Annotated in this window: 22 protein-coding genes; 15 read left to right on the forward strand and 7 right to left on the reverse strand. The window is 67.0% G+C overall.

The genetic code is table 11. From position 1 onward, the window contains the following. Positions 1-128: 128 nt before the first annotated feature. The 7 genes from AC1DBX_RS06945 (at position 129) to tgt (ending at position 6,545) form a co-directional block, all read left to right on the forward strand. On the forward strand, positions 129-1,529 hold the full coding sequence (locus AC1DBX_RS06945; protein WP_476871012.1) for an MFS transporter: 1,401 nt from the start codon (positions 129-131) through the stop codon (positions 1,527-1,529). Beyond that, positions 1,526-1,984: a RidA family protein gene (locus AC1DBX_RS06950; RefSeq protein WP_476871013.1), complete on the forward strand. Its 459-nt coding sequence runs from the start codon at positions 1,526-1,528 to the stop codon at positions 1,982-1,984. Before AC1DBX_RS06945 ends, AC1DBX_RS06950 begins: the two co-directional genes overlap by 4 nt. Next, positions 1,981-2,619 carry an RraA family protein gene (locus AC1DBX_RS06955; protein ID WP_476871014.1) on the forward strand — a complete coding sequence of 213 codons (639 nt, stop codon included), beginning with the start codon at positions 1,981-1,983 and terminating at the stop codon, positions 2,617-2,619. Before AC1DBX_RS06950 ends, AC1DBX_RS06955 begins: the two co-directional genes overlap by 4 nt. A 44-nt stretch (positions 2,620-2,663) precedes the next feature. Further along, positions 2,664-3,203, forward strand: a complete 540-nt coding sequence (locus tag AC1DBX_RS06960) for an NUDIX hydrolase family protein (RefSeq protein ID WP_223914477.1) — start codon at positions 2,664-2,666, stop codon at positions 3,201-3,203. A gap of 119 nt (positions 3,204-3,322) precedes the next feature. Continuing rightward, positions 3,323-4,435, forward strand: a complete 1,113-nt coding sequence (locus AC1DBX_RS06965) for a DUF6707 family protein (RefSeq protein WP_476871015.1) — start codon at positions 3,323-3,325, stop codon at positions 4,433-4,435. A 52-nt stretch (positions 4,436-4,487) separates the two neighbouring features. Beyond that, positions 4,488-5,213: an SRPBCC family protein gene (locus AC1DBX_RS06970; protein ID WP_476871016.1), complete on the forward strand. Its 726-nt coding sequence runs from the start codon at positions 4,488-4,490 to the stop codon at positions 5,211-5,213. A 33-nt stretch (positions 5,214-5,246) separates the two neighbouring features. Further along, positions 5,247-6,545: a tRNA guanosine(34) transglycosylase Tgt gene (gene tgt / locus AC1DBX_RS06975; protein WP_476871017.1), complete on the forward strand. Its 1,299-nt coding sequence runs from the start codon at positions 5,247-5,249 to the stop codon at positions 6,543-6,545. A 130-nt stretch (positions 6,546-6,675) separates the two neighbouring features. Here tgt and AC1DBX_RS06980 read toward each other — a convergent pair whose 3' ends face one another. After that, positions 6,676-7,695, reverse strand: a complete 1,020-nt coding sequence (locus tag AC1DBX_RS06980) for a sugar phosphate isomerase/epimerase family protein (RefSeq protein ID WP_476931402.1) — start codon at positions 7,693-7,695, stop codon at positions 6,676-6,678. Further along, complete coding sequence (locus AC1DBX_RS06985) at positions 7,692-8,870, reverse strand: Gfo/Idh/MocA family protein (protein ID WP_476874237.1); 1,179 nt, start codon at positions 8,868-8,870, stop codon at positions 7,692-7,694. The genes AC1DBX_RS06980 and AC1DBX_RS06985 overlap by 4 nt, the downstream gene beginning before the upstream one ends. A 153-nt stretch (positions 8,871-9,023) precedes the next feature. Between AC1DBX_RS06985 and AC1DBX_RS06990 the strand changes: the two genes are divergently transcribed. Further along, positions 9,024-10,037, forward strand: coding sequence for a LacI family DNA-binding transcriptional regulator (locus tag AC1DBX_RS06990; protein WP_476931403.1), 1,014 nt, complete (start codon positions 9,024-9,026; stop codon positions 10,035-10,037). Positions 10,038-10,227: 190 nt separating this feature from the next. Next, complete coding sequence (locus AC1DBX_RS06995; RefSeq protein ID WP_476931404.1) at positions 10,228-11,169, forward strand: type IV toxin-antitoxin system AbiEi family antitoxin domain-containing protein; 942 nt, start codon at positions 10,228-10,230, stop codon at positions 11,167-11,169. Positions 11,170-11,353: 184 nt separating this feature from the next. Here AC1DBX_RS06995 and AC1DBX_RS07000 read toward each other — a convergent pair whose 3' ends face one another. Next, positions 11,354-12,049: a queuosine precursor transporter gene (locus AC1DBX_RS07000; protein ID WP_476860065.1), complete on the reverse strand. Its 696-nt coding sequence runs from the start codon at positions 12,047-12,049 to the stop codon at positions 11,354-11,356. A 215-nt stretch (positions 12,050-12,264) separates the two neighbouring features. Between AC1DBX_RS07000 and AC1DBX_RS07005 the strand changes: the two genes are divergently transcribed. Together AC1DBX_RS07005 and AC1DBX_RS07010 are read left to right on the forward strand one after the other, a co-directional pair. Continuing rightward, positions 12,265-13,089, forward strand: a complete 825-nt coding sequence (locus tag AC1DBX_RS07005) for an ABC transporter ATP-binding protein (RefSeq protein WP_476931405.1) — start codon at positions 12,265-12,267, stop codon at positions 13,087-13,089. Beyond that, positions 13,089-13,871: an ABC transporter permease gene (locus AC1DBX_RS07010; RefSeq protein WP_476850543.1), complete on the forward strand. Its 783-nt coding sequence runs from the start codon at positions 13,089-13,091 to the stop codon at positions 13,869-13,871. The genes AC1DBX_RS07005 and AC1DBX_RS07010 overlap by 1 nt, the downstream gene beginning before the upstream one ends. A gap of 138 nt (positions 13,872-14,009) precedes the next feature. On the opposite strand, the gene AC1DBX_RS07015 is transcribed toward AC1DBX_RS07010, so the two are convergent. Next, entirely contained in the window at positions 14,010-15,464 is a 1,455-nt protein-coding gene (locus tag AC1DBX_RS07015) for an MFS transporter (protein WP_476931406.1), read from the reverse strand. 157 nt (positions 15,465-15,621) lie between these two features. Between AC1DBX_RS07015 and AC1DBX_RS07020 the strand changes: the two genes are divergently transcribed. Together AC1DBX_RS07020 and AC1DBX_RS07025 are read left to right on the forward strand one after the other, a co-directional pair. Then, positions 15,622-16,518, forward strand: a complete 897-nt coding sequence (locus AC1DBX_RS07020) for a hydroxymethylpyrimidine/phosphomethylpyrimidine kinase (RefSeq protein ID WP_476931407.1) — start codon at positions 15,622-15,624, stop codon at positions 16,516-16,518. 31 nt (positions 16,519-16,549) lie between these two features. Next, positions 16,550-16,912 (forward strand): iron chaperone, encoded by a 363-nt coding sequence (locus AC1DBX_RS07025; RefSeq protein ID WP_230008503.1) that lies wholly within the window; start codon positions 16,550-16,552, stop codon positions 16,910-16,912. A gap of 91 nt (positions 16,913-17,003) precedes the next feature. On the opposite strand, the gene AC1DBX_RS07030 is transcribed toward AC1DBX_RS07025, so the two are convergent. The 3 genes from AC1DBX_RS07030 to AC1DBX_RS07040 form a co-directional block, all read right to left on the reverse strand. Continuing rightward, positions 17,004-18,275, reverse strand: coding sequence for a serpin family protein (locus tag AC1DBX_RS07030; RefSeq protein WP_476931408.1), 1,272 nt, complete (start codon positions 18,273-18,275; stop codon positions 17,004-17,006). Positions 18,276-18,382: 107 nt separating this feature from the next. Then, the gene (locus AC1DBX_RS07035) at positions 18,383-20,131 is read right to left on the reverse strand and encodes a pyruvate dehydrogenase (protein ID WP_223914492.1); all 1,749 of its coding nucleotides are present in this window, start codon (positions 20,129-20,131) and stop codon (positions 18,383-18,385) included. Positions 20,132-20,368: 237 nt separating this feature from the next. After that, on the reverse strand, positions 20,369-21,880 hold the full coding sequence (locus AC1DBX_RS07040; protein WP_028278044.1) for a helix-turn-helix transcriptional regulator: 1,512 nt from the start codon (positions 21,878-21,880) through the stop codon (positions 20,369-20,371). A 142-nt stretch (positions 21,881-22,022) separates the two neighbouring features. Between AC1DBX_RS07040 and aceA the strand changes: the two genes are divergently transcribed. Both aceA and aceB read left to right on the forward strand, forming a co-directional pair. Further along, positions 22,023-23,354, forward strand: coding sequence for an isocitrate lyase (gene aceA / locus AC1DBX_RS07045; protein ID WP_476850538.1), 1,332 nt, complete (start codon positions 22,023-22,025; stop codon positions 23,352-23,354). Between the two features lie 200 nt (positions 23,355-23,554). After that, positions 23,555-25,219 carry a malate synthase A gene (gene aceB / locus AC1DBX_RS07050; protein ID WP_476931409.1) on the forward strand — a complete coding sequence of 555 codons (1,665 nt, stop codon included), beginning with the start codon at positions 23,555-23,557 and terminating at the stop codon, positions 25,217-25,219. The last annotated feature ends 156 nt before the right edge of the window (positions 25,220-25,375 follow it).

Genomic DNA, 25,375 nt, shown 5'->3' on the forward strand with positions numbered 1-25,375 from the left:
GTGTGAACACACACTTCGAGGCCTTTACTGGTGGGGTTTTTGCCATTGAGCTGTGATCACCAACACAGAATAGTTGGCTACTACCTTGCACTGGACATTCGTCCCCGCACCCCCATCTGGAGATATTGATGGCTCAATCGGTAGAAACCACCTCCCACGCGGCTGCCCGTCTGGACCTCGCAAAAATGCGCAAAATCGCTCTCGCCAGCGTCATCGGCACCACCGTTGAGTGGTACGACCTCTTTGTTTTCGGCACGGCATCCGCGCTCGTGTTCAATAAGATCTTCTTCCCCAGCTTCGACCCCATCGTGGGCACCATGCTCGCCTTCGGAACCTTCGCCTCCGCCTACATTGCACGCATGGTCGGCGCCATCATCTTCGGCCACTTCGGGGACCGCCTGGGCCGCAAATCCATGCTCCTGATTTCACTGCTGACAATGGGCGCCGCCACCTTCGCCATCGGCCTGCTGCCGGATTACAACAGCATCGGGATCATGGCGCCGCTGCTGCTGCTCTTCCTGCGCGTCATCCAGGGCCTGGCCCTGGGCGGCGAATGGGGCGGAGCGGTCCTGATGACGGTGGAGCACGCTCCCGCATCCAAGCGCGGGTTCTACGGCTCATTGGTCCAGGTGGGCGTGCCCGCCGGAACCCTGATCGCCAACGTGGCGTTCCTCATTGTCGCCTCGACGGTCAGCACCGAAGAGCTTCTCGCCTGGGGCTGGCGCATCCCGTTCCTGGCCTCCGCGCTGCTCGTGGCCGTGGGCATCTACATCCGGCTGCACATCGAGGAAACCCCGTCCTTCCAGGCGGTCAAGGAAGCCGGCGCCAAGGCCAAGTTGCCGTTCGCCGCCCTCATGGCCAAGTACTGGAAGCAGGTCATCCTCGGCGGCGTTGCCACCCTGTCCACCGGCAGCACCTTCACCCTGCTTGTGGCCTCGGGCGTCTCCTACGGCAAAAAGGAACTGGGCCACTCGGAGGCCCTGATGCTATGGGTCGTGCTGGCCGCCTGCGCCCTGTGCTTTGTCCTGATCCCTTTCTTCGGCCGACTCTCTGACAAGCACGGCCGCAAGCCGATCATCTACGCCGGAGTGGCCGCCGAGGCAGCCCTCGCGTTCCCGATGTTCTGGCTGATGGACACCAAGTCCGTGCCGCTGCTCTTCGTCGCGTACCTCGCCATGATGACGGCCTTCGCCGCGAACTACGGCCCGATCGCCACGTTCCTCGCCGAACTCTTCGGTTCCAAGGTCCGCTACTCGGGACTGTCGGTGGCCTACATGCTCTCCGGACTCCTCGGCAGCGCCGCCACGCCGTTCATCACCACCTGGCTGCTCGGCATGACCCACCAGAGTTCCTCCATCGCGTGGTACATCATGGCCGCCGCCCTCGTCTCGCTCGGCGCCTTGTTCGTCCTGACCGAAACCCGGCACGGCAACATCGACGCCGTCGACTCCGCCCCGACTGACGCAGTCACTGACGCAACCACCGACGCGAGCACCGGCCCGGCCGCCGAAGCGGTGGCTGCCAAATGACAGCTCCACAGGCCGTTCTCCCCGCTGTCGATCCCGCTGTTCAGCCCGTAACAGAGTCCGTCCGACGGATCGCGCAGATCCCGGGCGGCGCGGCCGCCGTCGGCCCGTTCTCCCAGGCGGTCGCCGCCAACGGGTTCGTGTTCACCGCCGGCCAGATCCCCGCGATCAGCGGGCTGGAGGACCAGCCGGACACGTTCGAGGACCAGGTCCGCCAGACCATCATCAACCTCCGGTCCGTGCTCGAGGCGGCCGGGTCCGGCCTGGAGCATGTGGTCAAGGTCAACGGCTACCTCACGGATCCCAGCCAGCTCGAGGCTTACAACCGGGTTTACTCCGAGTTCTTCGGGGCGGCCAAGCCGGCGCGGACCACTGTCTGCGTGAGCCTGTGGGGCGTCGCGCTGGAAATCGAATGCGTTGCCGTGGTTGCCGGCGCCACGGCGCCGGACGCCCCGTGAACGTCGTGAACGCGGTGAACGCAGGGCTCGCCGAGGGGCTCCGCGAGGGGCTCGCTGCCGTCAGCTACCCCACGATCGGGCACTTCCTGGAGGACGGATTCGTGGATCCGGCCATCCGGGCGCTGCTCGACGGCGTCAAGGTGGCGGGCCCCGCGGTCACGGTGCGCATTGCGGAAAATGACGCCTACGCCATGAACCGCGCCCTGCTGGAGCTGTACCCCGGCGCGGTGCTGGTCGTGGACATGTCCGGGGACCACCGGCACGCGCCGGTGGGCGCGGTCACCGCCGCAGCGGCCACCGCGCAAGGCGCTGCCGGCGTCGTCGTCGACGGCGTGGCCACCGACATCCTGGAGCTCCGCGCGACCGGCCTGCCGGTCTTCGCCCGCGGGACCTCGTGCCTGACCACCAAGCGGGTCCGCAGCGCCGTCTCCGCCGTCAATGTCCCGGTGCAGTGCGGCGGCGTCCAGGTCAATCCGGGCGACTGGGTGCTCGGTGACGACAACGGCGTGATCGTCCTGTCCGCGGAGGCGGCAGCCGACGTCCTGGGCCTGGCCCTGGACTCGGACGCCGCCGAGCCGGCGCTGCTGGCACGGATTGCCGCCGGCGAGCCGCTGGAATCGGTGCTGGCGATCTGAGTGACGGCGCGGGGTTCGGGGACGGGATGGGGTAGAACTTAACCATGAATGTGCGCACCCCTGACCCGAATCCCGGCTGGCTCTCCGACGACGACCTGTTCGAAGCGCGGGGCAGGCTGCCGATGGTCTATGTCGAGGCTGTTCCGGTCCGGCTGGACCCCCTCGGGTTCGTGAACGAGGTCGGCACCCTCCTGCAGGCCGACGAGGACGGCACCATGGTCCGGTCCCTGGTGTCCGGCCGCGTTCTCTACCGCGAGACCATCCGCGCCGCGCTGCTCCGCCACATGGAGAAGGACCTGGGCCCGCTCGCCTTCCCGCAGCTTCCGGTCAGCCCGGTGCCGTTCACCGTGGCCGAGTACTTCCCGTCCCCGTCCCATACCGGCTTCACGGACGACCGCCAGCACGCCGTTGCCCTGGCGTACGTCATTCCTGTGACCGGCGAATGCTCCCCGCGGCAGGACGCCCTTGAGCTGACCTGGATGACCCCGCAGGAGGTCATGAGCACCGACGTGCAGCTGGAATTCAGCGGCGGCCGGGGGGCCCTGATCCGGCAGGCACTGGCGTTCGCGGGAGTCGGCAACTAGCCGCTTCGCTGGGGCCCGGCGCCGGCCGGGACTCTCGGGGGCTCCCCTGCGTCCCCGACTTCGTGCGGCCGATTTTGTAGACTGTTGGGCGGACCGCAAGAGAACTTTAAGGACTCCCGATGACCCACCCCCCAGCCTCCCGGAACTACAGTGAACAGCAGGCTGGATCTCTGCGGGCCGGCGACCACCTGATTCTGCCTGACGGAAACCGCTCCGCAGAGATCCATCGCGTGGATGTCGAAACCGACGATTTTGGTACTCCCGCCATGGTGTTGACGACCCTCAGCGGCGGCGGTGTGCTGCGGATCGCGGCGGGATCACTGGTCCGCGTCACGGACGACGCCGGGGCCGGCACACCGGCGTCCGACGGCGGCGCGACCGGCACGCCAACTCCTTCCGATGGCGGCGCCCCTGCGCCGGACGAGGCTGAGCCGGTCGCACCCGGGCCTGGCACAACTGAATCCGACACTGCCGGGCCTGGCACAACTGAATCCGACACACCCGGGGCCGACGCACCTGAATCCGACGCTGCCGGGCCCGACAATACGGCGGCCGCCGCCGTCGTCGTTCCTCCCCAGCCTGTTGCGCCGCCCGCGGTGAGCGGACCCAGCGAAGCGGACCTGGCACTCATCCCGGCCCCCGACGGCACGCCGGAGTCTGTCGTGGAGGCCGCGGCCGAGGACCATCCGGGCGCCGTCGGGGTCCTCCTGCTCAGTGAACGGCTCGCCAAGGGCATCAACACCAAGTCCGGGAGCTGCCTGAAGGATCTCAGCGACCTCGCGCACGAGCTCTTCGTCACCCTCAAGGACCCCGACAACGCCCTGGCGGTCGCGGACCTGCTCAACGTCCTGCCGTTCGACGGCAACCCCGACCGCTGGGCCTCCGTGGAGTCATCGCTGGCGCTCTCCAGCTACATCTGCCGCCAGCTGGGTCAGGACCAGCGCGCCGGGATCTACGAGAAACTGCTCCGCGCGCCGGAGGCCATGGAAACGGACCCGTTCAAGGCCAGGATCAACGCCAAGGTGCGCCAGCGCTCGCTCAACGAGCCCAACCTGTACGACAAGGAAATCTTCCGCTCGATCGACAACGCGAACCAGGATGCGGAACGCGACTGGCGCCTGCTGCGGCTCGAGGCGCTCCTGTTCCTGCGCGCGCACGGCAGCTCCGAAACAATTGGCACCGTTGAGCTGGAACGCCGGATCGCCAACGAGCTCGAATCGGTCCGCGCCTGAGGTCTAGCGTTGGGCCCTACCCGTGGCGGTCCCGGAGTTGTAGATTCACCCCATGACGAACAATCTGAGCGTTGTGATCAATTCCGACGCGCAGCAAGTTTGGACCATGCTGCGCGAACCCGCCAAGATCGCCCAATGGCACGGCTGGGTGGCCGATGACCAAGAGGCCGAAATCAACGAAATCTACTTCGGCCCCAATGTGGTCGAAGGCGCCGACCACACCTCCCTGGTGGTCGACGGCGGCGACGTTTTCACCTTGAAACCTGTCCCCACGGGCACGGAGGTCAGCGTCACCCGGGCGGCAATCGACCACAATTCCGAGTGGGCGGCCTGGGACGAGGACATCACCCAGGGCTGGCTGACATTCCTCCACCAGTTGCGCTTCACCCTGGAGCGCCACCCGCATGGTAAGCGCCGGACCTTCTTCTTCTCCGTTCCCGGCTCAGGCGGGTCCGCGATCGAAAGGCTGGGGCTGAGCGATGTCCCGGCGCCGGGGGACCCGTATTCGCTCACCCTGCCCACGGGCGAGGAAATCTCCGGCAAAGTGTGGTTCCGCAGCAACCACCAGGTGGGTCTGACCGTCCACAACTATGCCGAGCACGGGGACGGCCTGCTGATCGTGGCGGACCAGCCCGCCATCGCCGACGTCCGGCCCGACGGCGGATCCCTCGCAATCGTCTCCACCTACGACCTCGGGGCCCACCAGTTGGAGGCGGTCCGCGACTACTGGGACAAGTGGCGGGCTGAGAACTACCCCACATCGGATCCCGTCCACTGAGTCCAGAGCTGCGTTAGCTGGCACACTTGAACCGTGCCAGCCAATCCTGACTTCGAGTCTTCGTCCCCCGCGCCTGCCCGGCAGTCCGAGTTCTCCTTCCGCGTGGGCAAACGCCTGAGCGAGACGTGCCCGCCGTCGGCCGGGCAGGTTGCCGCCAACGGCGGTGAGTTCCTGGGCCGGACCGGCACCATAGCCACCCCGCACGGGGAGATCCAAACCCCGGCGTTCATCGCCGTCGGCACCAAGGCCACGGTCAAGTCCGTGCTGCCGGAATCCATTGCCGAACTCGGCGCGCAGGCGGTGCTGGCCAACGCCTACCACCTGTACCTGCAGCCGGGCGCGGACATCCTGGACGAGGCCGGTGGCCTGGGTGCGTTCATGAACTGGCGCGGTCCGACGTTCACCGATTCCGGCGGGTTCCAGGTGATGAGCCTGGGCTCCGGGTTCAAGAAGGTCATCGACATGAAATCGGTGGACCATTCGGGGCCGGACGACGCAGTCGCACCCGGCAAAGAACGCCTGGCCCACGTGGACGAGGAAGGCGTGTGGTTCAAGAGCCACCTCAACGGCGACCGGCACCGCTTCAGCCCCGAGATCTCCATGAACGTCCAGCACCAGATCGGCGCGGACATCATGTTCGCGTTCGACGAGCTCACCACGCTGCAGAACTCCCGCGGCTACCAGGAGGAGTCCCTGGAGCGGACCCGGCGCTGGGCCGAGCGGTGCATCACCGAGCACTTCCGGCTCACGGACGAGCGCGCCGGCAAGCCCTACCAGGCCCTGTTCGGGGTGATCCAGGGCGCCCAGTACGAGGACCTGCGCCGCAAGGCCTGCCGCGACCTCGGCGGCATGAACTTCGACGGCTTCGGGATCGGCGGGGCGCTGGAGAAAGAGAACCTCGGCACGATCGTGCGCTGGTGCAACGAGGAGCTGCCGGAGAACAAGCCGCGGCACCTGCTGGGCATCTCCGAACCGGACGACATCTTCACGGCCATTGAAAACGGCGCGGACACTTTCGACTGCGTCTCCCCCACCCGGGTGGCCCGCAACTCGGCGTTCTACCACCCCACCGGCCGGTACAACCTCTCCGGCGCGAAGTACAAACGCGACTTCGGCCCGCTGCAGGAGGGCTGCGACTGCTACGCCTGCCTGAACTATTCGCGGGCCTACATCCATCACCTGTTCAAGGCCAAGGAGATGGTCTCGGCCACCCTGATCTCGATCCACAACGAGCGCTTCGTGGTGAAGATGGTCGACGACGCCCGGCTCGCCATCGAGGCCGGCAACTTCTTCGAGTTCAAGGCCGAGACCCTGGCGAACTACTACTCCTAGGTCGCCCCGGCGTCGGTGCGGCCCCGGCGTCGAGGTCGCCGGAACCGTGCGAGATCGCCGGAAGTTTCCGGCGACCCCGCAGTGTTCCGGCGACTCGGCGGCAGAACTCGGGTGCCGGGCCGTCAGGTCATCAGTTGGTGAGGTGCAGCGACGCCGCGAGTGCCGAGTCGGCGTCCCGCAGGACCTTGGCCGCCACCTGGAGGCCCTCGATCCGGCCCAGGGAGACGTCCTCGTGCTCGATGTTGACCAGCATGTCCGGGTCCACCTCGTATAGCGCGCGCAGGAACTCGGTCCAGTAGGCCGTGTCGTGCCCGCGGCCCAGGGCAACGAAGTCCCAGGCGGAGGCCTTGGGCCATTCGTTGGCCCACTCGTCGCCGCCGAGGTTGGTGCGGTTTTCGTCCGGGGAGAGCCGCCGGAAGCTGTTGTCGAGGACACCGTAGAGCGCTGCGTTGGCGGTATTGATGCGGACGTCCTTCGCCGCGGCCTGGAAGACCAGCGGGCCGAGTTCGCGGACCACCGCGACCGGATCCATCTGCTGCCAGAACAGGTGCGAGGCGTCCAGCTCGACGCCGACATGGGTCGCGCCGGTAAGCTCAATGAGCTTGTGGACATCGGCGGTGTTGAACACGATGTTCTGCGGGTGCAGCTCGAGGGCCACCTTCACGCCATGGTCGGCGGCCAGGCGGTCGGTTTCCTTCCAGAAGTCGGCCGCGATGCCCCATTGGTAGTCGAGCACGTCCAGGGCCGCCGAGTTCCAGGCGTTGACCACCCAGTTGACCGTGGTGGCCCCGGGTTCGCCGCCGGGCAGGCCGGACATGGTCACCACACGGTCCTGTCCCAGCCGCTGCGCCAGCCGGATGGAGCGGCGGATGTCCTCGGCATGCTTCCCGCCGATCTCACGCTTGGGGTGCAGCGGGTTGCCATTGCAGTTCAGGCCGGCAATCGAGACGCCGGTGCCCTCGAAAATGGCGAGGTAGTCATCGCGGGCCGCATCGCTTTCCAGGATCTGGTCCATGGTGGGGACGTGAACGGCCGGCAGGAACCCGCCCGTGTTGATTTCGATGCCGGTCAGTCCGAGGTTGGCGATGACCTTGAGGGCCTCGGGAAGGGACCGGTCGTGCAGGATTGCGTTGTAGACGCCGAGTTTCATAGCGTGATTTTCTTTCCGTTGTTGAGGGCGGATTCGGTGACTGCGCCGAGCAGCTCCATGTTGCGCACGCCCTCGTCGAACGTGGCGCAGCGGGGCAGGGAGTCCGCTTCGCTGAGGCCGGCGACCTCCTCGAGGAAGGCCCGGGCCTGGTAGCCAAAGGCGTCGTTCTGGCCGAAGCCGACGCTGGGCGCGTCCATGGCCAGCCCGCCGGCGATGTAGGGGTGTCCGGGGCCGAGGATCACCTGGCGGTAGCCGTTTTCGTTGGCCGGGCCGTCGTTGAGGAACAGCTCGATCTCCGCGGGGCGCCGCTGGTCGAACCGGGCGGCGCCGTTCTCGCAGAAGACCTCGAAGATGAGGCTGTTCGCGTGCCCTGCGGCGACCCGGGAGACCTCGAAGCCGCCTGCACCGTTCTCGAATTCGGCGGAAAACACCGCGTAGTCGTCGTTCTCGACCGGCTCGAACGTGTCGCTGACCGCGGCGTGGTCGTGGCCCATGACGGCGCCCAGCGGCAGCGGGCGCTTGTCGATCACGGTGCTGAGGCGTCCGCCGCTGATGGACTTGATGTCGCCGCAGAGGAACTCAGCGACGTACGTCAGGTGGCTGCCGACGTCGGCCAGGGCCCCGGAGCCCGGGCCGCCCTTGTAGCGCCAGCTCATGGGCGCCGACGGGCTGAACCCGTAGTCGGTCCAGTAGCGGCCGCTGAAGTGCAGGACGTTCCCCAGCACGCCGGTGCGGATCAAGTCCCGGATGTAGGCGATGCCCGGCGTGCGGCGGAAGGTGAACCCGATGCGGGCAATCGAACTGGCACTGCGGGCCGCCTCGGCCATGGCGCGGGCGTCCTCGATTGAGTCGCTCAGCGGCTTCTCGCACAGCACGTGCTTGCCGGCGGCCAGCAGGCCCTCCACGACTTCGCGGTGGAGGGAGTTCGCGATCACGACGCTCACGACGTCGATGTCATCGGCCTCGGCGATCGCCTGCCACGAGGTGTCGTGGCGTTCGTAGCCGAAACGCTTCGCGGCCAGGGAACCGAACTCGGCGTTGACGTCGCCGATGGAGACCAGCCGGATAGGAGGAAGAACCGGGCTGTAGAGCGCCGACGCCGTGCGGTACGCGGCCGCATGCGCTTTTCCTGCCATTCCGGCGCCGATTACGGCAACTCCCAAACTGTCAGCCATCGATTTCTCCTTTGAAATTCGGTCAGGCCGACGGCCCGACGGTAGAAATTGGAGCGCTACAAAATCTGGCGCTGAACAAAAGCGTAGCTATGTCCATATGTCCTGTCAATGGTTGACCGGTTATCCTCGGATGAGACGTGAAAGGCCCTGCAGATGTCGTTGAATACCCCCAGAACCCGCCGCCCGACGATCTACGACGTCGCCAAGAGCGCCGGCGTCTCCCCGTCGCTGGTCTCGCTCGTGCTTCAAAACCCGTCAAAGGTCAGCGAGAAGCGTCGGGAGGCCGTCCGGGCGGCCATGTCGGAGCTCGGTTACCGCCCCAGCCGGGCGGCGACCACGCTCGCCAGCAGCCAGACGAAAAGCATCGGGCTGGTCATTGACGACTTCCGGAACCCCTGGTTCGTGGACCTCCTGCGCGGCATGGAATCCGTGTTCTCCCCCCACGGCTACCAGGTCACCCTCGCCGATTCCCGCCCCGGCGAGAACCGCATCACGGAGGCCGTGGACGGCCTGCTGTCCATGCATGTGGAGGGCCTCGTCATCGCCGCCGAGCCGAGCGAGTCCATGATGGCCGGCACTTGGGTTCCCGCCGTCGTCGCCGGCTGGCGGAACGGCGTTCCCGCCGGCGCCGGGCTCATCACCAACGACGACGACGACGGCGGCCGCATGGCGGCGGAGCACCTGATCGGGCTCGGCCACACACGCATCGGACACCTCTCGGGCTCCGGCGGCGCCGCGGCCCACCGGCGGGAGGGCTTCCGCCGCCGCATCCTGGAGGCCGGTGTCGAGGCCCGGATCGCCGGCGAATCCCGCGGCACCTCTGAGGAGGACGGCTATGCGGCCGCCTGCTGGGTCCTTGACCACCACCCCGACACGACCGCCCTGTTCGCCGCCAATGACACCATGGCCCTGGGCGCCTTCGCCGCAGCCAAGGCCCGGGGCTTGTCCATCCCGGAAGAGCTCTCCGTGATCGGCTACGACAACTCCCCGCTGGCCAAGTCGCGGTATCTGGACATGACCTCGGTGGACAACCGGAGCGACATTGTCGGGTCCGGCGTCGCAAGCGCCCTGCTGGCACGGATCCAGGACCCCACCCTCGAGCCTGAGCGCCAGCTGATCGAGCCGGACCTCATCGTCCGCGGAACCACCGCCCGCGTTCCCGGCTGACGCCCCCGCCGAATTCGCGGGAAACCACCGACTTCGCCGTAAATTGACGGCGCCTCCGCCGCGTTCCGGCGAAGTGAGCGGCGTCCAAGGCCGCCGTCTCCCAAAGTAGCCAAGGTGCGGCCGCCTCGTGTTTTCCACATAGCGACGACGGGGCCTCCTGCCCGCTCCTATATCGGCCGAAGCTGGTGGCATGACGCATAGCCCCGCGCTGGGGCTGCCGCCGACAGGTAACCTCTGGCGCACCGAACAGCTCCTGGATCTCGGCTTCAGCTCGCGCGCCATCCGCTCGCTCCTCGATTCAGGCACTCTCGTCCGGCTCCGGCACGGCTGCTGCATCCGCGCCAGCCTCTGGAACGCCCAGTCGCATACTGTCCGGAGCCGGCAGCTCATCTACGCGCACGCCCACGGAACGCGTACGACGTCGACAGGAGCCTTCCACTACAGCCACACTTCCGCGGCGCGCCTCCGCCTCCTCCACCTGTGGGAAGTGGATGACATGATCCATGTCCTCCAGAAGGTACGGCCCTCGAACGAGCGTCACGGCAGTGACGTCCGCTGCCACACGCGCCCCTTCGCCGACCACGACGTCGCCGTGGTGAACGGCCTCCGGACCACGTCCCTGGAGCGCACGACGGCCGACTGCGCCATGCTGCTGCCCTACAGGCAGGCGTTGATCCTCACGGACCACGCGCTTCGACTCGGCGCGGACCCGGGCGCCCTGCAGGCCATGGCAGATGACTTGGACGGCCGCCGGGGCATTCGGACTTTCCGCCGTGTCCTGGCCGCGGCCGATCCGCGCTCCGAATCTCCCGGCGAGACCCTGACCCGCGACCTGATCCTGCGGCTGCGGATCCGGCCACCTGAGCCGCAGCTGGAAGTGTCGAGCCGCGCCGGGCGCCATCGCCTGGACTTTGCATGGAAGGAGGAAAAGGTCGCCCTCGAGTTCGACGGCAAAATCAAGTACTTCGACTACAGTCCCACGGCCGAGGTGCTCTTCGAGGAACGGCGCCGGGAGAAGGCCCTGGTTGAAGAGGGCTGGCGGTTCGTCCGCGTGGAGTGGAAGGACCTCTTTCGCGAGCAGGAATTCAAACACCGTCTGCTTCGTGCGCTGGCCGGCCGCCGGCACCCCTGAGCGTCGAATGCGTTGCGGCGCCCGGCACCCCACACCCCGCACCCCAACGACTCGAATTCGCCGGTAGCCCGCCACGTCGTCGGAAACTTACGGCGACACCGCGGGTATCCGGCGAATTGGGCGGCTGCTGGCTCCGAACCGGCTGGCTCCCAACTGGCCGGCGGCCGGAGGATGAGGAGGAGTCCTAGGCGCCGTAGCTCGGTTCGCGCTTCTTGACCCAGCCGATGGCGAGCGAGGTCAGCGGGACGAAGGCGAACTCCACGAGGGTCTTGTAGAGGAAGCCCACGAGGACGTAGTTCATGAACATCGCGGCGTCGGTAATTCCGATCACAGATGCGGCGATGCTGCAGAATATCAGGGTGTCCACGAACTCACCCGCCACGGAGGAGCCCATGATGCGCGCCCACAGGGACCTTTCCCCGGTCCGCGCCTTCATCTTCACCAGGATCCAGGAGTTGATGGTCTGGCCGGCGAGGAAGGCCAGCAGCGATGCCAGCACAATCTGCGGGACCGGTCCCAGTGCGCCTTCCAAGGCTGCCTGCTTGGAGGAACCGTATTCGTCGTCGAACCCCGGAAGGGCGATGATGACCCAGTAGCAGACCGACGCGAAGACGGACAGCGCAAAGCTGGTGATGATGGCCTTGCGCGCCACTTTGAAGCCATAGACCTCGCTGATGACATCGCCCAGGATGTAGGCCAGCGGGAAGAGGAAGAAGCCGCCGTCGGTGATCACGGGGCCGATCGCCACGCCCTTGGACGCCCCGATGTTGGACAGGATCAGCACCACGGCCATGACAGCGAGCATGATGCCGAAATGTGGGGAGCCGATCGAGGCGAACCTTGGTGCGGCTGACGCCGGGAAGGTCTTGGCGGAAGTCATGGGTATTCCATTCGTAGTGGTTCGCTCGGCGGCCCGCACCCGCAAGGGGAACACGCTGGGCGGCCGGCTGTATTAGCACTGGACGGCCCCGGTAACACAAGCAGCCGGAACCGCCTCCATTCTCGCACCCGACGGCGCGGGAGCCTGATGCAGCCGCAGCTTCACCCTGTGAACGCTCCGCGCGTGGTGGCAGGATGGGGCCATGGAGGAGCCCCATGCCTGACTCCGCGGTTTCCACGCGCGCCCTCGTCAAGCGGTACCGCGACGTCACCGCCGTCGACTCGCTCAACCTTGACGTCCGCCGGGGCGAGATCTACGGGTTCCTCGGCAGGAACGGGGCGGGCAAAACGACCACCATCCGCATGATGCTCGGCCTGATCCGGCCGAGCAGCGGGGAGGTGACCGTCCTGGGCCAGCGCATCATCCCTGGCGAGACCGCTGTGTTCGCCCGCGTTGGCTTCCTCGTCGAGACCGCGACCGCCTACCCCAACCTCACCGTGCGCGAGAATCTGGACATCCAGCGCCGGCTCACCGGTTCGCCGCCGCGGTCGGTCGCCGACTCGATCACGCTGCTGCGCTTGGATCCTTATGCCGATCGGCGTGCCGGGCAGCTCTCGCTCGGCAACAAACAGCGTCTCGCTCTCGCCCGCGCGCTGCTGCACTCCCCCGAACTGCTCGTGCTCGACGAGCCCGCCAACGGCCTTGATCCGGCTGGCATTGTCGAGATCCGCGAGCTGCTCCGTTCGCTCGCCGACGGGCGCGGCGCCACGGTCTTCATGTCGAGCCACATCCTCGCCGAGGTCGCTCACCTGGCCGACCGCATCGGTATCGTCCACGACGGCCGTCTCATCGAGGAGTCGTCGCGCGACGAACTCGCCGCGAAGGCGCGCGCGTTCGCGACCGGCGCCTACACCCCGGAAGAGCGCGAGCAGGCGCTGCTCACACTGGATCTGGAGCGCTACTTCCTGGCGCGGACGGGCGATGCGCGCGGTGCCGATGGCCGGAGGAGCGGCGCTTCGTCCGAGGGCGGCGCGGTTTGATGTTCGGTCAGGTTCTTGGCACCGAGTTCATGAAGCTCCACCGTGCCAAGGCGACGTGGGCCACGCTGGCGGTGCTCGCGATCATGCCGCTCGGTATTGCGCTTTTCATGTGGATCGTGCGCGAACCGGGGCGGGCGGCCCAGCTGGGGCTTCTGGGTACCAAAGCGAGCCTTGCCGGGCTTGAGGCGACGTGGCTCCAATACTTCTACATGCTCACGCTGGTCTTCGGTGTCGGCGGGATGCTGCTGCTGACGTTCATCGTCGCCTACCTGTTTGGTCGGGAGTACGGTGATGCCACCGCCAAGAACATGCTCGCACTGCCCGTGGCCCGTCATTGGTTCGCCGCCGCCAAGCTGGCGGTCGCGGCCGTGTGGTGGATGGCGCTCATCGTCATAGTCCTCGTCGAGGCCATGGCGATCGGACTGGTGTTGGGGCTGCCGGGGTTCTCGGCAGAGTTGGCCGCGACGGGAATCGCACACGTGCTCCTCGCTGCGACGATCTCGTTCCTGCTCGCGCCTGTGGTCGCCTGGATCGCAGTGTGGAGCCGAGGCGAAGTGGCCCCCATCGCTTTCTCGCTCGTTATGCTGGCCCTGGGCAATCTGTTCGGCAAGACCGGCTGGGCGGAGTGGTTCCCTTATTCGATCGTCCCGCTGCTGATCGGCATGGTGGCCGATCCTGTCGGCTCGCTCCAGCCAGGCAGCTATGTTGTGCTCGCGGGAACGTTCGTGGCGGGCACCGCCGCAACGATCCTGCAGCTGCGGTTCGCAGACAACGCCCAATAGCGTGGGACCGGGCCGCCGTCGTTGTCGCCGTCCATTCGCTCCTTAGGCCGCGAGTTCGCCGGAAACGCGCCAAGTCGCCGTAAACATACGGCGACCCGGCGCGCTTCCGGCGAACTCGAGGACGGCTTGCGGCCTGCCCTAGCGGCGCGAGGCGTCGATGAGGTCCTTGTCCTCGTCCCTGCCGCCGTCGCCCGGACCACCAGCAGCCGCGCCCGGACCACCAGCAGCCGTCCCCGCAGCCGCGTCCGGACCAGCGGCCGCCCAGGCGTGGCCCTGTTCGTGGTCCAGGTGCGTGGACTTCTTGTTCTTCAGGGCGAAGATGTAGACCAGCAGGGAGATGCCGATGGCCACGGTGACGTAGGTGAAGAACAGCTCTTCCTGCCCGGTCTTCTGCAGAGCAGCGCCGATGAGCGGGACGGTGCCGCCGAAGAGAGAGTTGGCGATCGCGTAGCCCAGGCCCACCCCGAGGGCGCGGATGGACGCGGGGAAGAGCTCGGCCTTCACTAGGGCGTTGATGGAGGTGTAGCCGCCCACGATCAGCAGACCGCCCATCATCAGCAGGAACGCGGTGATCGGATCCTTGGTCCCCGCGAGCGCGGACAGGAGCGGCCAGGTGAACAGGACGCCGGTGATGCCGAACCACAGCAGCAGCGGTTTGCGGCCGACCTTGTCCGAGATGATGCCGTAAACCGGCTGGAGCAGCATGAAGATGAACAGTGCCCAGAAGTTGATGACCGACGTGTCCGTCTTGGCGATGCCGGAGGTATCGTTCATGAACTTCAGGATGAAGTTGGTGTACGTGTAGAACGCCACCGTGCCGCCAAGGGTGATTCCGATGCAGATCATGAGCGGTTTCCAGTAGCTGGTGAACAGCAGCTTCATGGTCCCGGGCTGCGCCTGGCCTCCCACGGCAGGGGCCTTTGCGGCCTCGAGCTGTTCGGCCGAGACGGTTTCCTCCATGGAGCGCCGCAGCCAGAGGACCACCAGCGCGGCCACGCCGCCCACCGCGAACGGGATGCGCCAGCCCCACTCGGTCAGCTCAGCCTTGGGCATGGCGTTCTGCAGGACCACAAGGACCAGCAGTGCCAGCATCTGTCCGCCGATCAGCGTGACGTACTGGAAGCTGGAGAAGAAGCCGCGGCGCTTGGACGTGGCAGCCTCGGACATGTACGTGGCGCTGGTGCCGTACTCACCGCCCACGGAGAAGCCCTGGATCACGCGGATGAGGACCAGCAGGATCAGGGCCCACAGGCCGATCACGTCCTGGGTGGGCAGCACCGCAATCGCGAAAGAGCCCGCGGACATCATGGTCACGCTCAGTGTCAACGCGGCTTTGCGGCCCTTGCGGTCGGCGTACCGGCCAAAGAACCAGGCACCGATCGGGCGCATCAGGAACGACGTCGAGAAGACGGCCATGGCCTCTAGGCCGGCCTGGAGCTCGTCCTTGGAGTTGAAGAAGTGCGCCTGGAAGTAGGCCGCGAACACGGTGTAGACGTAGAGGTCGTACCACTCAACAAGGTTGCCGGCCGAGCCTTTGAGGATGTTGCCGACGGCTTTCCGGGTCTGGGCCGCTTCGGTCAGTTGGGTGCTCATCAATGAACCTTCCTGGATCCGGCGCCGCCTGTAAGCAACACCGTCCGCCACCCTAGTCCGCGTGATCCGGAACACTCAGGTTTTGTTCATACTGTTCATGGAACGCTTGTTCATGAGCACAATGCGCGCGGTTTTGGCGGGATGGCAGGATGGGACCATGACTTCTACCGCATTCGATTCCACCGCCCTGGCGGATGGCGCTGCTGCTTCCGATACAGCTACCGAGCCCGCCTCCTCCCCCGCCGTCGCGCTGACCATCGCAGGCTCCGAAGCGACCGGCGGCGCCGGCGCGCAGGCTGACCTGAAGACGTTCCAGGAACTCGGCGTCTTCGGGATCGCGAACCTGACCTGCATCGTGTCCTTCGACCCCAAGGACAACTGGAACCACCGCTTTGTCCCGGTGGACCAGCAGGTCATCGCGGACCAGTTGGAAGCCACGACGGCGGCCTACGGTGCCGCGTCCGGCGCACCGGCCGTGCTGGACACCGTCAAGATCGGCATGCTGGGCAGCCCGGCGACGATTTCGACCGTGGCCGCGGCGCTGGCGGCCGGGCAGTTCGCCAACGTGGTGCTGGATCCGGTGCTGATCTGCAAGGGCCAGGAGCCGGGCCACGCCCTGGACACCGACCATGCGCTCAAGTCCCACATCCTGCCGCTGGCCACCTTCGTCACGCCCAACCATTTCGAGGCCGAGTCGCTCTCAGGGCTGGAGATCACCGACGTCGAGTCCCTCAAGGCCGCCGCGGTCCGCATCCATGAGCTCAGCGGCGCCGCGGTGCTCGCCAAGGGCGGCGTGCGGCTCGAAGGCCCCGACGCCGTCGACGTCTACTACGACGGCGAAACCCTGGAAGTCCTGTCCGCCCCGAAGGTGGGCGAGGTGGCAGTCTCCGGCGCCGGGTGCTCATTGGCCGCGGCGGTGACGGCCGAGCTCGCCAAGGGTGCGACGCCGCTGGCCGCCGCCCGGACGGCGAAGGCGTTTGTGACCGCCGGCATCCGGAACCGTGTGGCCTCGGGCGCGCCGTTCGATGCCTTGTGGCAGGGCGGCCCGCGCTAACTCGTTGCTGGGATCGTTGGAGGGAACGGCAATGGCACAGCACTTTGAGTCCGTGGAGGAATACATCGCCTCGTTTCCTGCTGACGTGCAGGAGGCGCTGCAGGAGATCCGGCGATGTTGCCATGCGGCGGTACCCGGATCAGGGGAGATGATCAGTTACGGCATCCCGACGATCACGCTCGGGGGCAGATACGTCGTATATTTCGCGGGCTGGGCGCACCACATCTCCGTCTACCCCGTGCCCGACGGCGACGAATCTCTGAGCACGGAACTCGCCCCCTACCGCGCAGCGAAGGGCACCCTGAAGTTCCAGTTGCGGAAGCCTGTCCCGTACGAGCTGATTGGAAAAGTGGCGGCGGCCCTGGCACAAGAGCGCCGGAGCGGGACGCCCTAAGCCGCCGAGTTCGCCGGAGTCCCTCCAATTCGCCGGAAGTTTGCGGCGAACTGGAGGGCTTCCGGCGATGTGGGTCCCGGTAGGCCGCCCCTCAGCGCGGGTCCGCGACCTTCCCCATGAAGATCGGGAGCCCGGTTTCGGTGTGCACGACCTGGTAGAGGAACGGCCGGTCGAAGTCGATGGTCTGGTCCGGGAGGGGCGGCACACCGGTCACGGCGCCGTTGATCTGCGTCACGGCGGCGGCCACCGTTCCCTTCTCGGCAACGGTGATGTTGGCGGCCTGGGCGGCCTGCGTGAGCGTCAGCTTCGGCTGGATGGCGTCGAAGTCTTCGGTGGTGACCAGGGTCCTGGCCAGCCCCAGCGCTTCAAATACCTTCCGCAGGTCGAAGGTGCTCTTGTGGTCCCACTTGGGCAGGGAGATCAGTGCGGAGACCTCCGGGGCCGTGTCCAGGGCCGCCGCAATTGCCGTCAGCTTGGCCGCCGTGAGGCTCTCCGGCCCAACGCCAGGACCGGGCAGCACCAGCCGCATGGCAAAACCTTCTGCGTACGGCAGCTCGACCGCCCGCCAGCCAGGGCCCTCCGCATAGGCCAGCTGCAGCGAGTTGTACATGGTCGGCACGCTGATTTCCTCGCCACCTGAGGTCGTGAAGGGGCTGTCCGAGGTGTCGTTCGGGTCGAAAGGCGACTGCCACGCCGCGGCGAAGTACAGGGCATTGAGGAGGCTGAACGTGTTGTCGCGATCGTACTCCGCAGGTGCTTTCTTGATCCGGCCGCCCGTGTTCTTGTCCACCCAGGCATCCAGGGCCGGCCCCGTGGCGGCCTCATCCCGGAAGTCCACGGGGTACACCCCGGTGCCGTAGTGCCGGGCAAGGGTTTCCAGGTAGTTCTTTCCGGTTGGTACGTCCTTGTCCACAAACAGACCGTTGGCCGCATGCATGACCGGCTTCCGGGGCGGGTCCTTTTCGTCGACCGAGCCGGGATCACCGTCGTACGCAGCCAGGGACTCGAGCAGGGCGTTCACGGCCTCATCCCGGTTGCCGTCCGGGAGCCCCAGCACCTGGTCCATTTCGACGGCGGTCTCCCCGGACGCCCCTGCCCGCAGCATGGCGAGCGCGATCAGCAGGCTGCCGGGGGACGACACCACGTTCCCTTCGGCCCCTTCACCGCCGTCGGCCAGCAGCGCGGCTCCCAACGTCAGGGCGGAGGCCCGGAATGCCTGAAATTCGGCAGCGTACGCGGCGCGGTCCACCGGCACCCGTTCGACGCCGTCGGCCTTCACAAGCCCTGGTACCGGGGGCGCACAAGCCGTGAGCACCGCGAGGGTTCCCGCCGCCACAATTTTCGCCACGCGGTGATCTTTCATGGCCACCCCCTTCGCCTCGATGGGTGCGCAGTTCGCCGGAATGTCTCCAGTTCGCCGGAAATGTCCGGCGAGCCGGGCAGCTTCCGGCGAACTCGCCGGGCCCGCCCCTAGCGCCGCGGGACGTTCCGCAGGTTGCTCCGTGCCATGCTGACGGCCTCGCCGGCGCCCCGGTTCAGGACCACTTTGGACATCGCCGTGGCGAAGCCCAGGACCTGCGCGCCCTTGATCTTCGGCGGGAGGGACAGCGCCTTGGGGTCCGTGATGAGCTCCACCAGCGACGGGCCGGGGTGGGCGAAGGCTTCCCGGTAAGCGGCCTCGATGCGGGACGGATCCGTGACGCGCTCGGCGTGGAAGCCCAGGGCCCGCGCAACGTCCGCGTAGTTGGCGTCCGGGACGTCGACGCCGAAGTCCGGGAGCCCGTCCACCAGCATTTCAAGTTTCACCATGCCCAGGGTGGAGTTGTTGAAGACCACCACGTTCACGGGCAGCCGGTGCGCGGCGACCGTAATGAGCTCGCCCAGCAGCATCGACAGGCCGCCGTCGCCGGAGACCGAAACCACCTGCCGGCCGGGGTAGGCCAGCTGGGCGCCGATCGCGTGCGGCAGCGCGTTGGCCATGGACCCGTGCAGGTACGAGCCGATCAGCCGGCGGGTGCCCAGCGGGTTGATGTACCGGGCGGTCCAGACATTGCACATGCCGGTGTCCGCCGTGAAAATCGCGTCCCTCGCCGCCACCTGGTCCAGCAGCGAGGCAGCATATTCCGGGTGGATCGGCTGTTTCGTCCCGACGTTGCGGGTATACGCCCCCACGGCCTTGTTCATGAGCCGGTCGTGCTTCTTCAGCATCGCATCCAGGAAACGGCGGCTCTTCTTGGCCGTGACCAACGGCATGAGGGCGGCAAGGGTGGGGAGGACGTCGCCGTGCACTGCGACGTCGACGTCGGTCCGCCGCCCCAGTTTGTGCGCGGCCCGGTCCACCTGCGCCGTCCGGGTTCCGGGAAGGAACTGGTCGTACGGGAAGTCCGTGCCCAGCAGGATCAGCAGGTCCGCGTCCTCGATGCCCTCGGCCGCGGCGCCGTAACCCAGCAGCCCGGTCATGCCGATGTCATAGGCGTTGTCGTACTGCATGAAGTCTTTGCCGCGGAGGCTGTGGCCGATCGGCGCCGCGATCAGCCCGGCGAGCGCAATCACCTCGTCGTGCGCGCCCTCGACGCCGGCACCGGCAAAGATGGCCACCTTGCCGGCGGCGTTGATGGCGTCGGCCAGTTCCTGCACACTCGCGGGATCCGGCATCAGCGTCGCCGGCCGGAAGGTCGCCGGGGCCGGCGTTTCGGCCGTCGCCTCCAGGCCGGCGATGTCACCGGGAAGGGTCACGACGGCGACGCCCCTGAGGCCGACGGCGTGCTGGATGGCGCTGTGCATGACGCGGGGCGCCTGCTCCGCGGTGCTGATCAGCTCGGAGTAGACCGAGCACTCATTGAAGAGCCGGTCGGGGTGGGTTTCCTGGAAGAAACTGCTGCCGATCTGCTTGCTGGGAATGTGCGAGGCGATGGCCAGCACCGGCGCCCCGGAACGGTTGGCGTCGTACAGGCCGTTGATCAGGTGCAGGTTGCCGGGCCCGCAGGAGCCGGCGCACACCGCGAGCCGGCCGGTCAGCTGGGCTTCCGCCGCCGCGGCGAAGGCGGCCGCCTCCTCATGCCGGACATGGATCCAGTCGATACCGCCCTGTTGCGAGCCGCCGGTCTTGCGGACGGCGTCGACAATCGGGTTGAGGCTGTCCCCCACAATCCCGTAGATCCGCTGCACACCGGCAGCCTGGAGTTGTTCGATGAGCTGGGTGGCAAGTTCCTTGGCCATGGGCGCACGCTCCCGCGAGATGGATCGATGAGCTGACACAGGCCAATATAGTCCGCCTTGCTGTCAGCCACGCCCAAGGCGACGCTCCCTCACCTCCTGCAGCAAACTCCCGGACGCTCCCTCACCTGATCTGCGGGAGCCACGCATCGAAAGCCGCAGGAAGTGAGGGAGCGACGAGCAGTAACGGGCAGGATCTGAGGGAGGGTCCAGGAGGAACCCGCAGGAAGTGCGGGAGGGTCAACTCCCCGAGTGCGCCTGCAGGAAGGAGTAGACCTCGGTCTCGTCCACGCCCGGGAAGGCGCCCGGCGGCATGGCCGCCAGCAGGTGGGAGTGGGCCCGGGCCGAGGGCCAGGCGTTCCCGGCCCACTCGGCGGTCAGCGACGCCGGCGGGCGGCGGCAGCAGCTTTCGTCCGGGCAGGTGGACTTGGACCGCTCGGTGGTGTCGCGGCCGCGGAACCACTTCACGTGCGCATACGGGACACCCACGGACAGGGAGAACTCCCCGTTCGCGGAGCGTTCCGTCCGGGCCGTGCACCAGTACGTCCCGGCCGGGGTGTCCGTGTACTGGTTGTAGGCGCTGAACTTGTCCGGGACGTCGAACACCACCCGGGACGTCCAGTTCCGGCACGAGAACTGACCCTCGATGGCGCCGGTGTGGTCCTGCGGGAACGTCACGCCGTCGTTCTCGTAGGCCTTGTAGATGATGCCGCTCTTGTGCGTCTTCTGGAAGTGCGTGCGGATGCCCAGGTGCTGGGTGGCCAGGTTGGTGAAGCGGTGCGCGGCGGTCTCGTAGGACACCGCGAAGGCATCCCGGATGTCCTCGACCGCGATTTCCTTGGCCTGCTTGGCCTCCTGCAGGAATGCCACGGTGGCCTGCTCGGGCAGCAGCAGCGCGGCGGCGAAGTAGTTCGTGGCCACGCGCTGCATCAGGAAATCGCCGTAGTTGTTCGGCGTCTGGTGGCCCAGGACGTAATGGCCCAGCGCCTGCAGCAGCACCGAACGGGGGTCGTGATCGCTGCGGGCGTTCTGCGTGAGATAAATTCGGCGGTTCTTAAGATCAGTCACCGAACGCGTGGAATGAGGGAGATCACCCACATGGTGGAGGCTGAATCCGAGATGCCCGGCGATGTCCGAAATGACGTGGTGGGACAGCGGACCGCTGGTGTGGCCCACCGAGGCCAGGACCTTCTGCGCCTCGGCCTCATACTCGGGGAAATAGTTGTTCCTCTCGCGCATCATCGCGCGCAGTTCACCGTTCGCGCGGCGGGCCTCCTCCGGCGTCGCGACCTGCTCATTGAGCCGGCGTTCAAGCTCATGCTGCAGGCCCACCATGGACTCCAGCACATCCATCGGAAGCCGCGAACTGATGCGGATCTTGGGCAGATTCAGGGACTCATAGATGGGGCTGCGCTGGTACCGTTCCAGCTCGATCTCCAGCGCCGCACGCCGGTTGGGCGGCTCCGCGCCGAGCAGTTCGTCGATGCTCACCCCGAGTGCCGCTGCAAGCTGCTGGAGCAGACCAAGCTTGGGCTCGCGTTTGCCGTTTTCCATCAGGCTCAGCTGGCTGGGGGCCGTCCCGACGGCGGCACTCAGGTCGTCGAGCGTGAGCCCTGCCGCTTTGCGCAGATGCCGGACGCGCCGGCCCAGGCTGATGACATCCACCTCCGGCGCTGCGGGCGCGGACGACGCAAGGGCTTGGCGGTTCCAGCTGGTTGAGTGCATTTCTTGAGAATACGCGAAGAAGTGCATTTCTTTCCATAGCTTTGGTCTAGAAACCCCTTGGAAAGTGCAGAAAAGTAGAACTCACGGAAAGATTCACTATCCGGGAACAACCAGCCAGGATCTGCAGAGACGCAGACTGACCGGCCCCGGACCCACCAAGGAGACAAAGATGACTGCAGCATTTGAGCCCACCCAGCAGACGCCCGAGCAGCAGGCCGCCGCACTGGAGCTCGAGTGGGCCGCCAACCCCCGCTGGGAAGGTGTGACCCGGGACTACAAGGCCTCCGACGTCGTCCGCCTCCGCGGCCGCGTCTCCGAAGAACACACCCTCGCCCGGCGCGGCTCCGAAAAGCTGTGGAAGCAGCTCACCGAAGAGCACAAGACCGGCGGCTACACCAACGCCCTCGGCGCCCTGACCGGCAACCAGGCCGTGCAGCAGGTCAAGGCCGGCCTCCGCGCCATCTACCTCTCCGGCTGGCAGGTCGCCGCGGACGCCAACAACTCCGGCCACACCTACCCGGACCAGTCGCTCTACCCCGCCAACTCGGTCCCCACGGTGGTCCGGCGCATCAACAACGCCCTGCTCCGCGCGGACCAGATCGAGTTCTCCGAGGGCATCCAGACCGTCGAGGACTGGATGGTCCCGATCGTGGCCGACGCCGAAGCCGGCTTCGGCGGCCCGCTCAACGCCTACGAGCTCATGAAGTCGATGATCCAGGCCGGCGCCTCGGGCGTGCACTGGGAAGACCAGCTCGCCTCGGAAAAAAAGTGCGGCCACCTCGGCGGCAAGGTCCTGATCCCCACCCAGCAGCACGTCCGGACGCTGAACGCGGCCCGGCTCGCCGCCGACGTCGCCGGTACCCCGTCGGTCATCATCGCCCGCACCGACGCCGAGGCGGCCACCCTGATCACCTCCGACGTCGACGAGCGTGACCAGGAATTCATCCTCCGCGAAGGCGGCCAGCCGGTCCGCACGCCGGAGGGCTTCTACAAGGTCCGCAACGGGATCGAACCCTGCATCGCCCGCGCCAAGGCCTACGCCCCGTACTCCGACCTCATCTGGATGGAGACGGGCACCCCGGACCTGGAACTGGCCCGCAAATTCGCGGAATCCGTCAAGGCCGAGTTCCCGGACCAGATGCTCTCCTACAACTGCTCGCCGTCGTTCAACTGGCGCAAGCACCTCGATGACGCCACGATCGCGAAGTTCCAGCGCGAACTCGGCGCCATGGGCTTCACCTTCCAGTTCATCACCCTGGCCGGCTTCCACGCCCTGAACTACTCGATGTTCGACCTCGCCCACGGCTACGCCCGGGAAGGCATGAGCGCGTACGTCGAGCTGCAGGAGAAGGAATTCGCCTCCGAGTCCCGCGGCTACACCGCCACCAAGCACCAGCGCGAAGTCGGCACCGGCTACTTCGACGACATCGCCACCGCGCTCAACCCGAACGCATCCACCCTGGCCCTGGTGGGATCCACCGAAGAAGGCCAGTTCCACTAGAACTCACGACGGCGGCAGTTCCGCCAGCGGACCGAACGCTCCTCCGCGTGCTATTCCCCATTGCCGCCTTCGCCATTGCCCACCTCGGCGGGGCGGCAATGGGGCCCCTTTTACGCACGCTTCCGGAGCATCCGGCCCGCCGTCTTCAGCGCACGTCACCACCCGCCGTCGAACTTTTGCTTCTCCAAGGAGAGATTGAGATGAACAGCTTCACTGACAACTTCACTATCAACGGGATCACGTTGACCGCGCAGCCGATTTGCCGGCAGAGCGAGGTCCTCACGCCGGACGCGCTGGCGTTTGTTGCCAAGCTGCACAAGGCCACGGCAGGGCCCCGTCGGGAGCTGCTGCAGGCACGGCAGGAACGCCGCCAGCAGATCTCCAAGGGCCAGGACCCGCGGTTCCTGCGCGAGACCGAGTCCGTCCGCAACGACCCGAACTGGCGCGTGGCTCCCCCGGCCCCGGGCCTGGAGGACCGCCGCGTGGAAATCACCGGGCCGGTCGACAAGAAGATGACGATCAATGCGCTGAATTCCGGCGCCAAGGTGTGGCTCGCGGACATGGAGGACTCCTCCACGCCGTCCTGGCGCAACGTGATCCAGGGCCAGCTGAACCTCACCGATGCGCTGGAGCGCCGGATCGACTTCACTTCCCCGGAGGGCAAGGAGTACAAGCTGCGCCCGGCCGGGGAACTGCCCACAGTCGTGGTCCGCCCCCGCGGCTGGCACCTGCCGGAAAAGCACATGCTCATCGATGGCACGCCTATTGCCGGCGGGATCGTGGATTTTGGCTTGTACTTCTTCCACAACGCCCGCCGCCTGATCGCCCAGGGCAAAGGTCCGTACTTCTACCTGCCGAAGATCGAGAGCCACCTCGAGGCCCGGCTGTGGAACGACATCTTCATCATGGCGCAGGACCTGCTGGGTATCCCGCAGGGCACCATCCGCGCGACCGTGCTGATCGAGACCATCACCGCGGCGTTCGAAATGGAGGAGATCCTCTACGAACTCCGGGACCACGCCGCGGGCCTGAACGCCGGCCGCTGGGACTACATCTTCTCCCTGATCAAGAACTTCCGCACCCGGGGACCGCGCTTCGTGCTCCCGGACCGCGGCCAGGTCACTATGACCCAGCCGTTCATGCGCGCCTACACCGAGCAGCTGGTCCGGGCCTGCCACAAGCGCGGCGCCATGGCGATCGGCGGCATGGCCGCCGCCGTCCCCAACCGCAAGGATGCGGGCGCCAACGCGATCGCCTTCGAGAAGGTCCGCGCGGACAAGACCCGTGAGGCGAACGACGGCTTCGACGGCTCCTGGGTGGCGCACCCGGACCTGGTGCCGGTCTGCCGCGAGGTGTTCGACGCCGTCCTCGGCGAGCGTCCGAACCAGCTCGAGCGCCTCCGCGAGGACGTCACCGCGGACGACCGCGCGCTCCTGGACATCTCCGCGACCACCGGAACCATCACTGAGCAGGGCATCCGGAACAACATCGAAGTGGGGATCCGCTACATCGAGTCGTGGCTGCGCGGCAACGGCGCGGTGGCCATCCACAACCTGATGGAGGACGCCGCCACCGCGGAAATCTCCCGCTCGCAGCTGTGGCAGTGGATCTTCGCCCGGGCCATCACTGACCAGGGCGACGTGATCACCCGGGAGTGGGTGGAGGACATGCTGGACGAGGAATTCGCCAAGCTGGAGCGCTTCGAAGGAGACCGTTTCGCCGACGCGCGGGACATCTTCGAGGAAGTCACCCTCAGCAGCGAGTTCCCGGCCTTCCTGACGCTGCCGGCCTACGACCGCTTCCTGCATGAAGCGCGCGACGGCGCCGACGCCGCCAGCGGGGACCCCGCACTGGTTCCGGCGTAGGACTCCGCGTCCCGGGCAACCGGGTCCGCACAGATTTCCGTTGGCTGGGCTGCCAGGCCCTTCGCAACAGGCACCCCGAAATCCGGGTGGCAGTCCAGCAACGGAAAATCCCCCCGTGCTCGACAACGGCGTCGAGACGACAGGTAAGGCCCATGT

The organism is Arthrobacter sp. 10N44_2 (genome assembly GCF_056394385.1).

Coding starts and splice junctions, on each gene's coding strand:
- AC1DBX_RS07025 (WP_230008503.1), top strand. CDS start 16,550: ATGGCACAGCACTTTGAGTCCGTGGAGGAATACATCGCCTCGTTTCCT.
- AC1DBX_RS07040 (WP_028278044.1), bottom strand. CDS start 21,880: ATGCACTTCTTCGCGTATTCTCAAGAAATGCACTCAACCAGCTGGAAC.
- AC1DBX_RS07020 (WP_476931407.1), top strand. CDS start 15,622: ATGACTTCTACCGCATTCGATTCCACCGCCCTGGCGGATGGCGCTGCT.
- AC1DBX_RS07030 (WP_476931408.1), bottom strand. CDS start 18,275: ATGAAAGATCACCGCGTGGCGAAAATTGTGGCGGCGGGAACCCTCGCG.
- AC1DBX_RS07010 (WP_476850543.1), top strand. CDS start 13,089: ATGTTCGGTCAGGTTCTTGGCACCGAGTTCATGAAGCTCCACCGTGCC.
- AC1DBX_RS07005 (WP_476931405.1), top strand. CDS start 12,265: ATGCCTGACTCCGCGGTTTCCACGCGCGCCCTCGTCAAGCGGTACCGC.
- AC1DBX_RS06945 (WP_476871012.1), top strand. CDS start 129: ATGGCTCAATCGGTAGAAACCACCTCCCACGCGGCTGCCCGTCTGGAC.
- AC1DBX_RS07015 (WP_476931406.1), bottom strand. CDS start 15,464: ATGAGCACCCAACTGACCGAAGCGGCCCAGACCCGGAAAGCCGTCGGC.
- AC1DBX_RS06965 (WP_476871015.1), top strand. CDS start 3,323: ATGACCCACCCCCCAGCCTCCCGGAACTACAGTGAACAGCAGGCTGGA.
- AC1DBX_RS06960 (WP_223914477.1), top strand. CDS start 2,664: ATGAATGTGCGCACCCCTGACCCGAATCCCGGCTGGCTCTCCGACGAC.
- AC1DBX_RS07000 (WP_476860065.1), bottom strand. CDS start 12,049: ATGACTTCCGCCAAGACCTTCCCGGCGTCAGCCGCACCAAGGTTCGCC.
- aceA (WP_476850538.1), top strand. CDS start 22,023: ATGACTGCAGCATTTGAGCCCACCCAGCAGACGCCCGAGCAGCAGGCC.
- aceB (WP_476931409.1), top strand. CDS start 23,555: ATGAACAGCTTCACTGACAACTTCACTATCAACGGGATCACGTTGACC.
- AC1DBX_RS07035 (WP_223914492.1), bottom strand. CDS start 20,131: ATGGCCAAGGAACTTGCCACCCAGCTCATCGAACAACTCCAGGCTGCC.
- AC1DBX_RS06970 (WP_476871016.1), top strand. CDS start 4,488: ATGACGAACAATCTGAGCGTTGTGATCAATTCCGACGCGCAGCAAGTT.
- AC1DBX_RS06995 (WP_476931404.1), top strand. CDS start 10,228: ATGACGCATAGCCCCGCGCTGGGGCTGCCGCCGACAGGTAACCTCTGG.
- AC1DBX_RS06950 (WP_476871013.1), top strand. CDS start 1,526: ATGACAGCTCCACAGGCCGTTCTCCCCGCTGTCGATCCCGCTGTTCAG.
- AC1DBX_RS06985 (WP_476874237.1), bottom strand. CDS start 8,870: ATGGCTGACAGTTTGGGAGTTGCCGTAATCGGCGCCGGAATGGCAGGA.
- AC1DBX_RS06990 (WP_476931403.1), top strand. CDS start 9,024: ATGTCGTTGAATACCCCCAGAACCCGCCGCCCGACGATCTACGACGTC.
- AC1DBX_RS06980 (WP_476931402.1), bottom strand. CDS start 7,695: ATGAAACTCGGCGTCTACAACGCAATCCTGCACGACCGGTCCCTTCCC.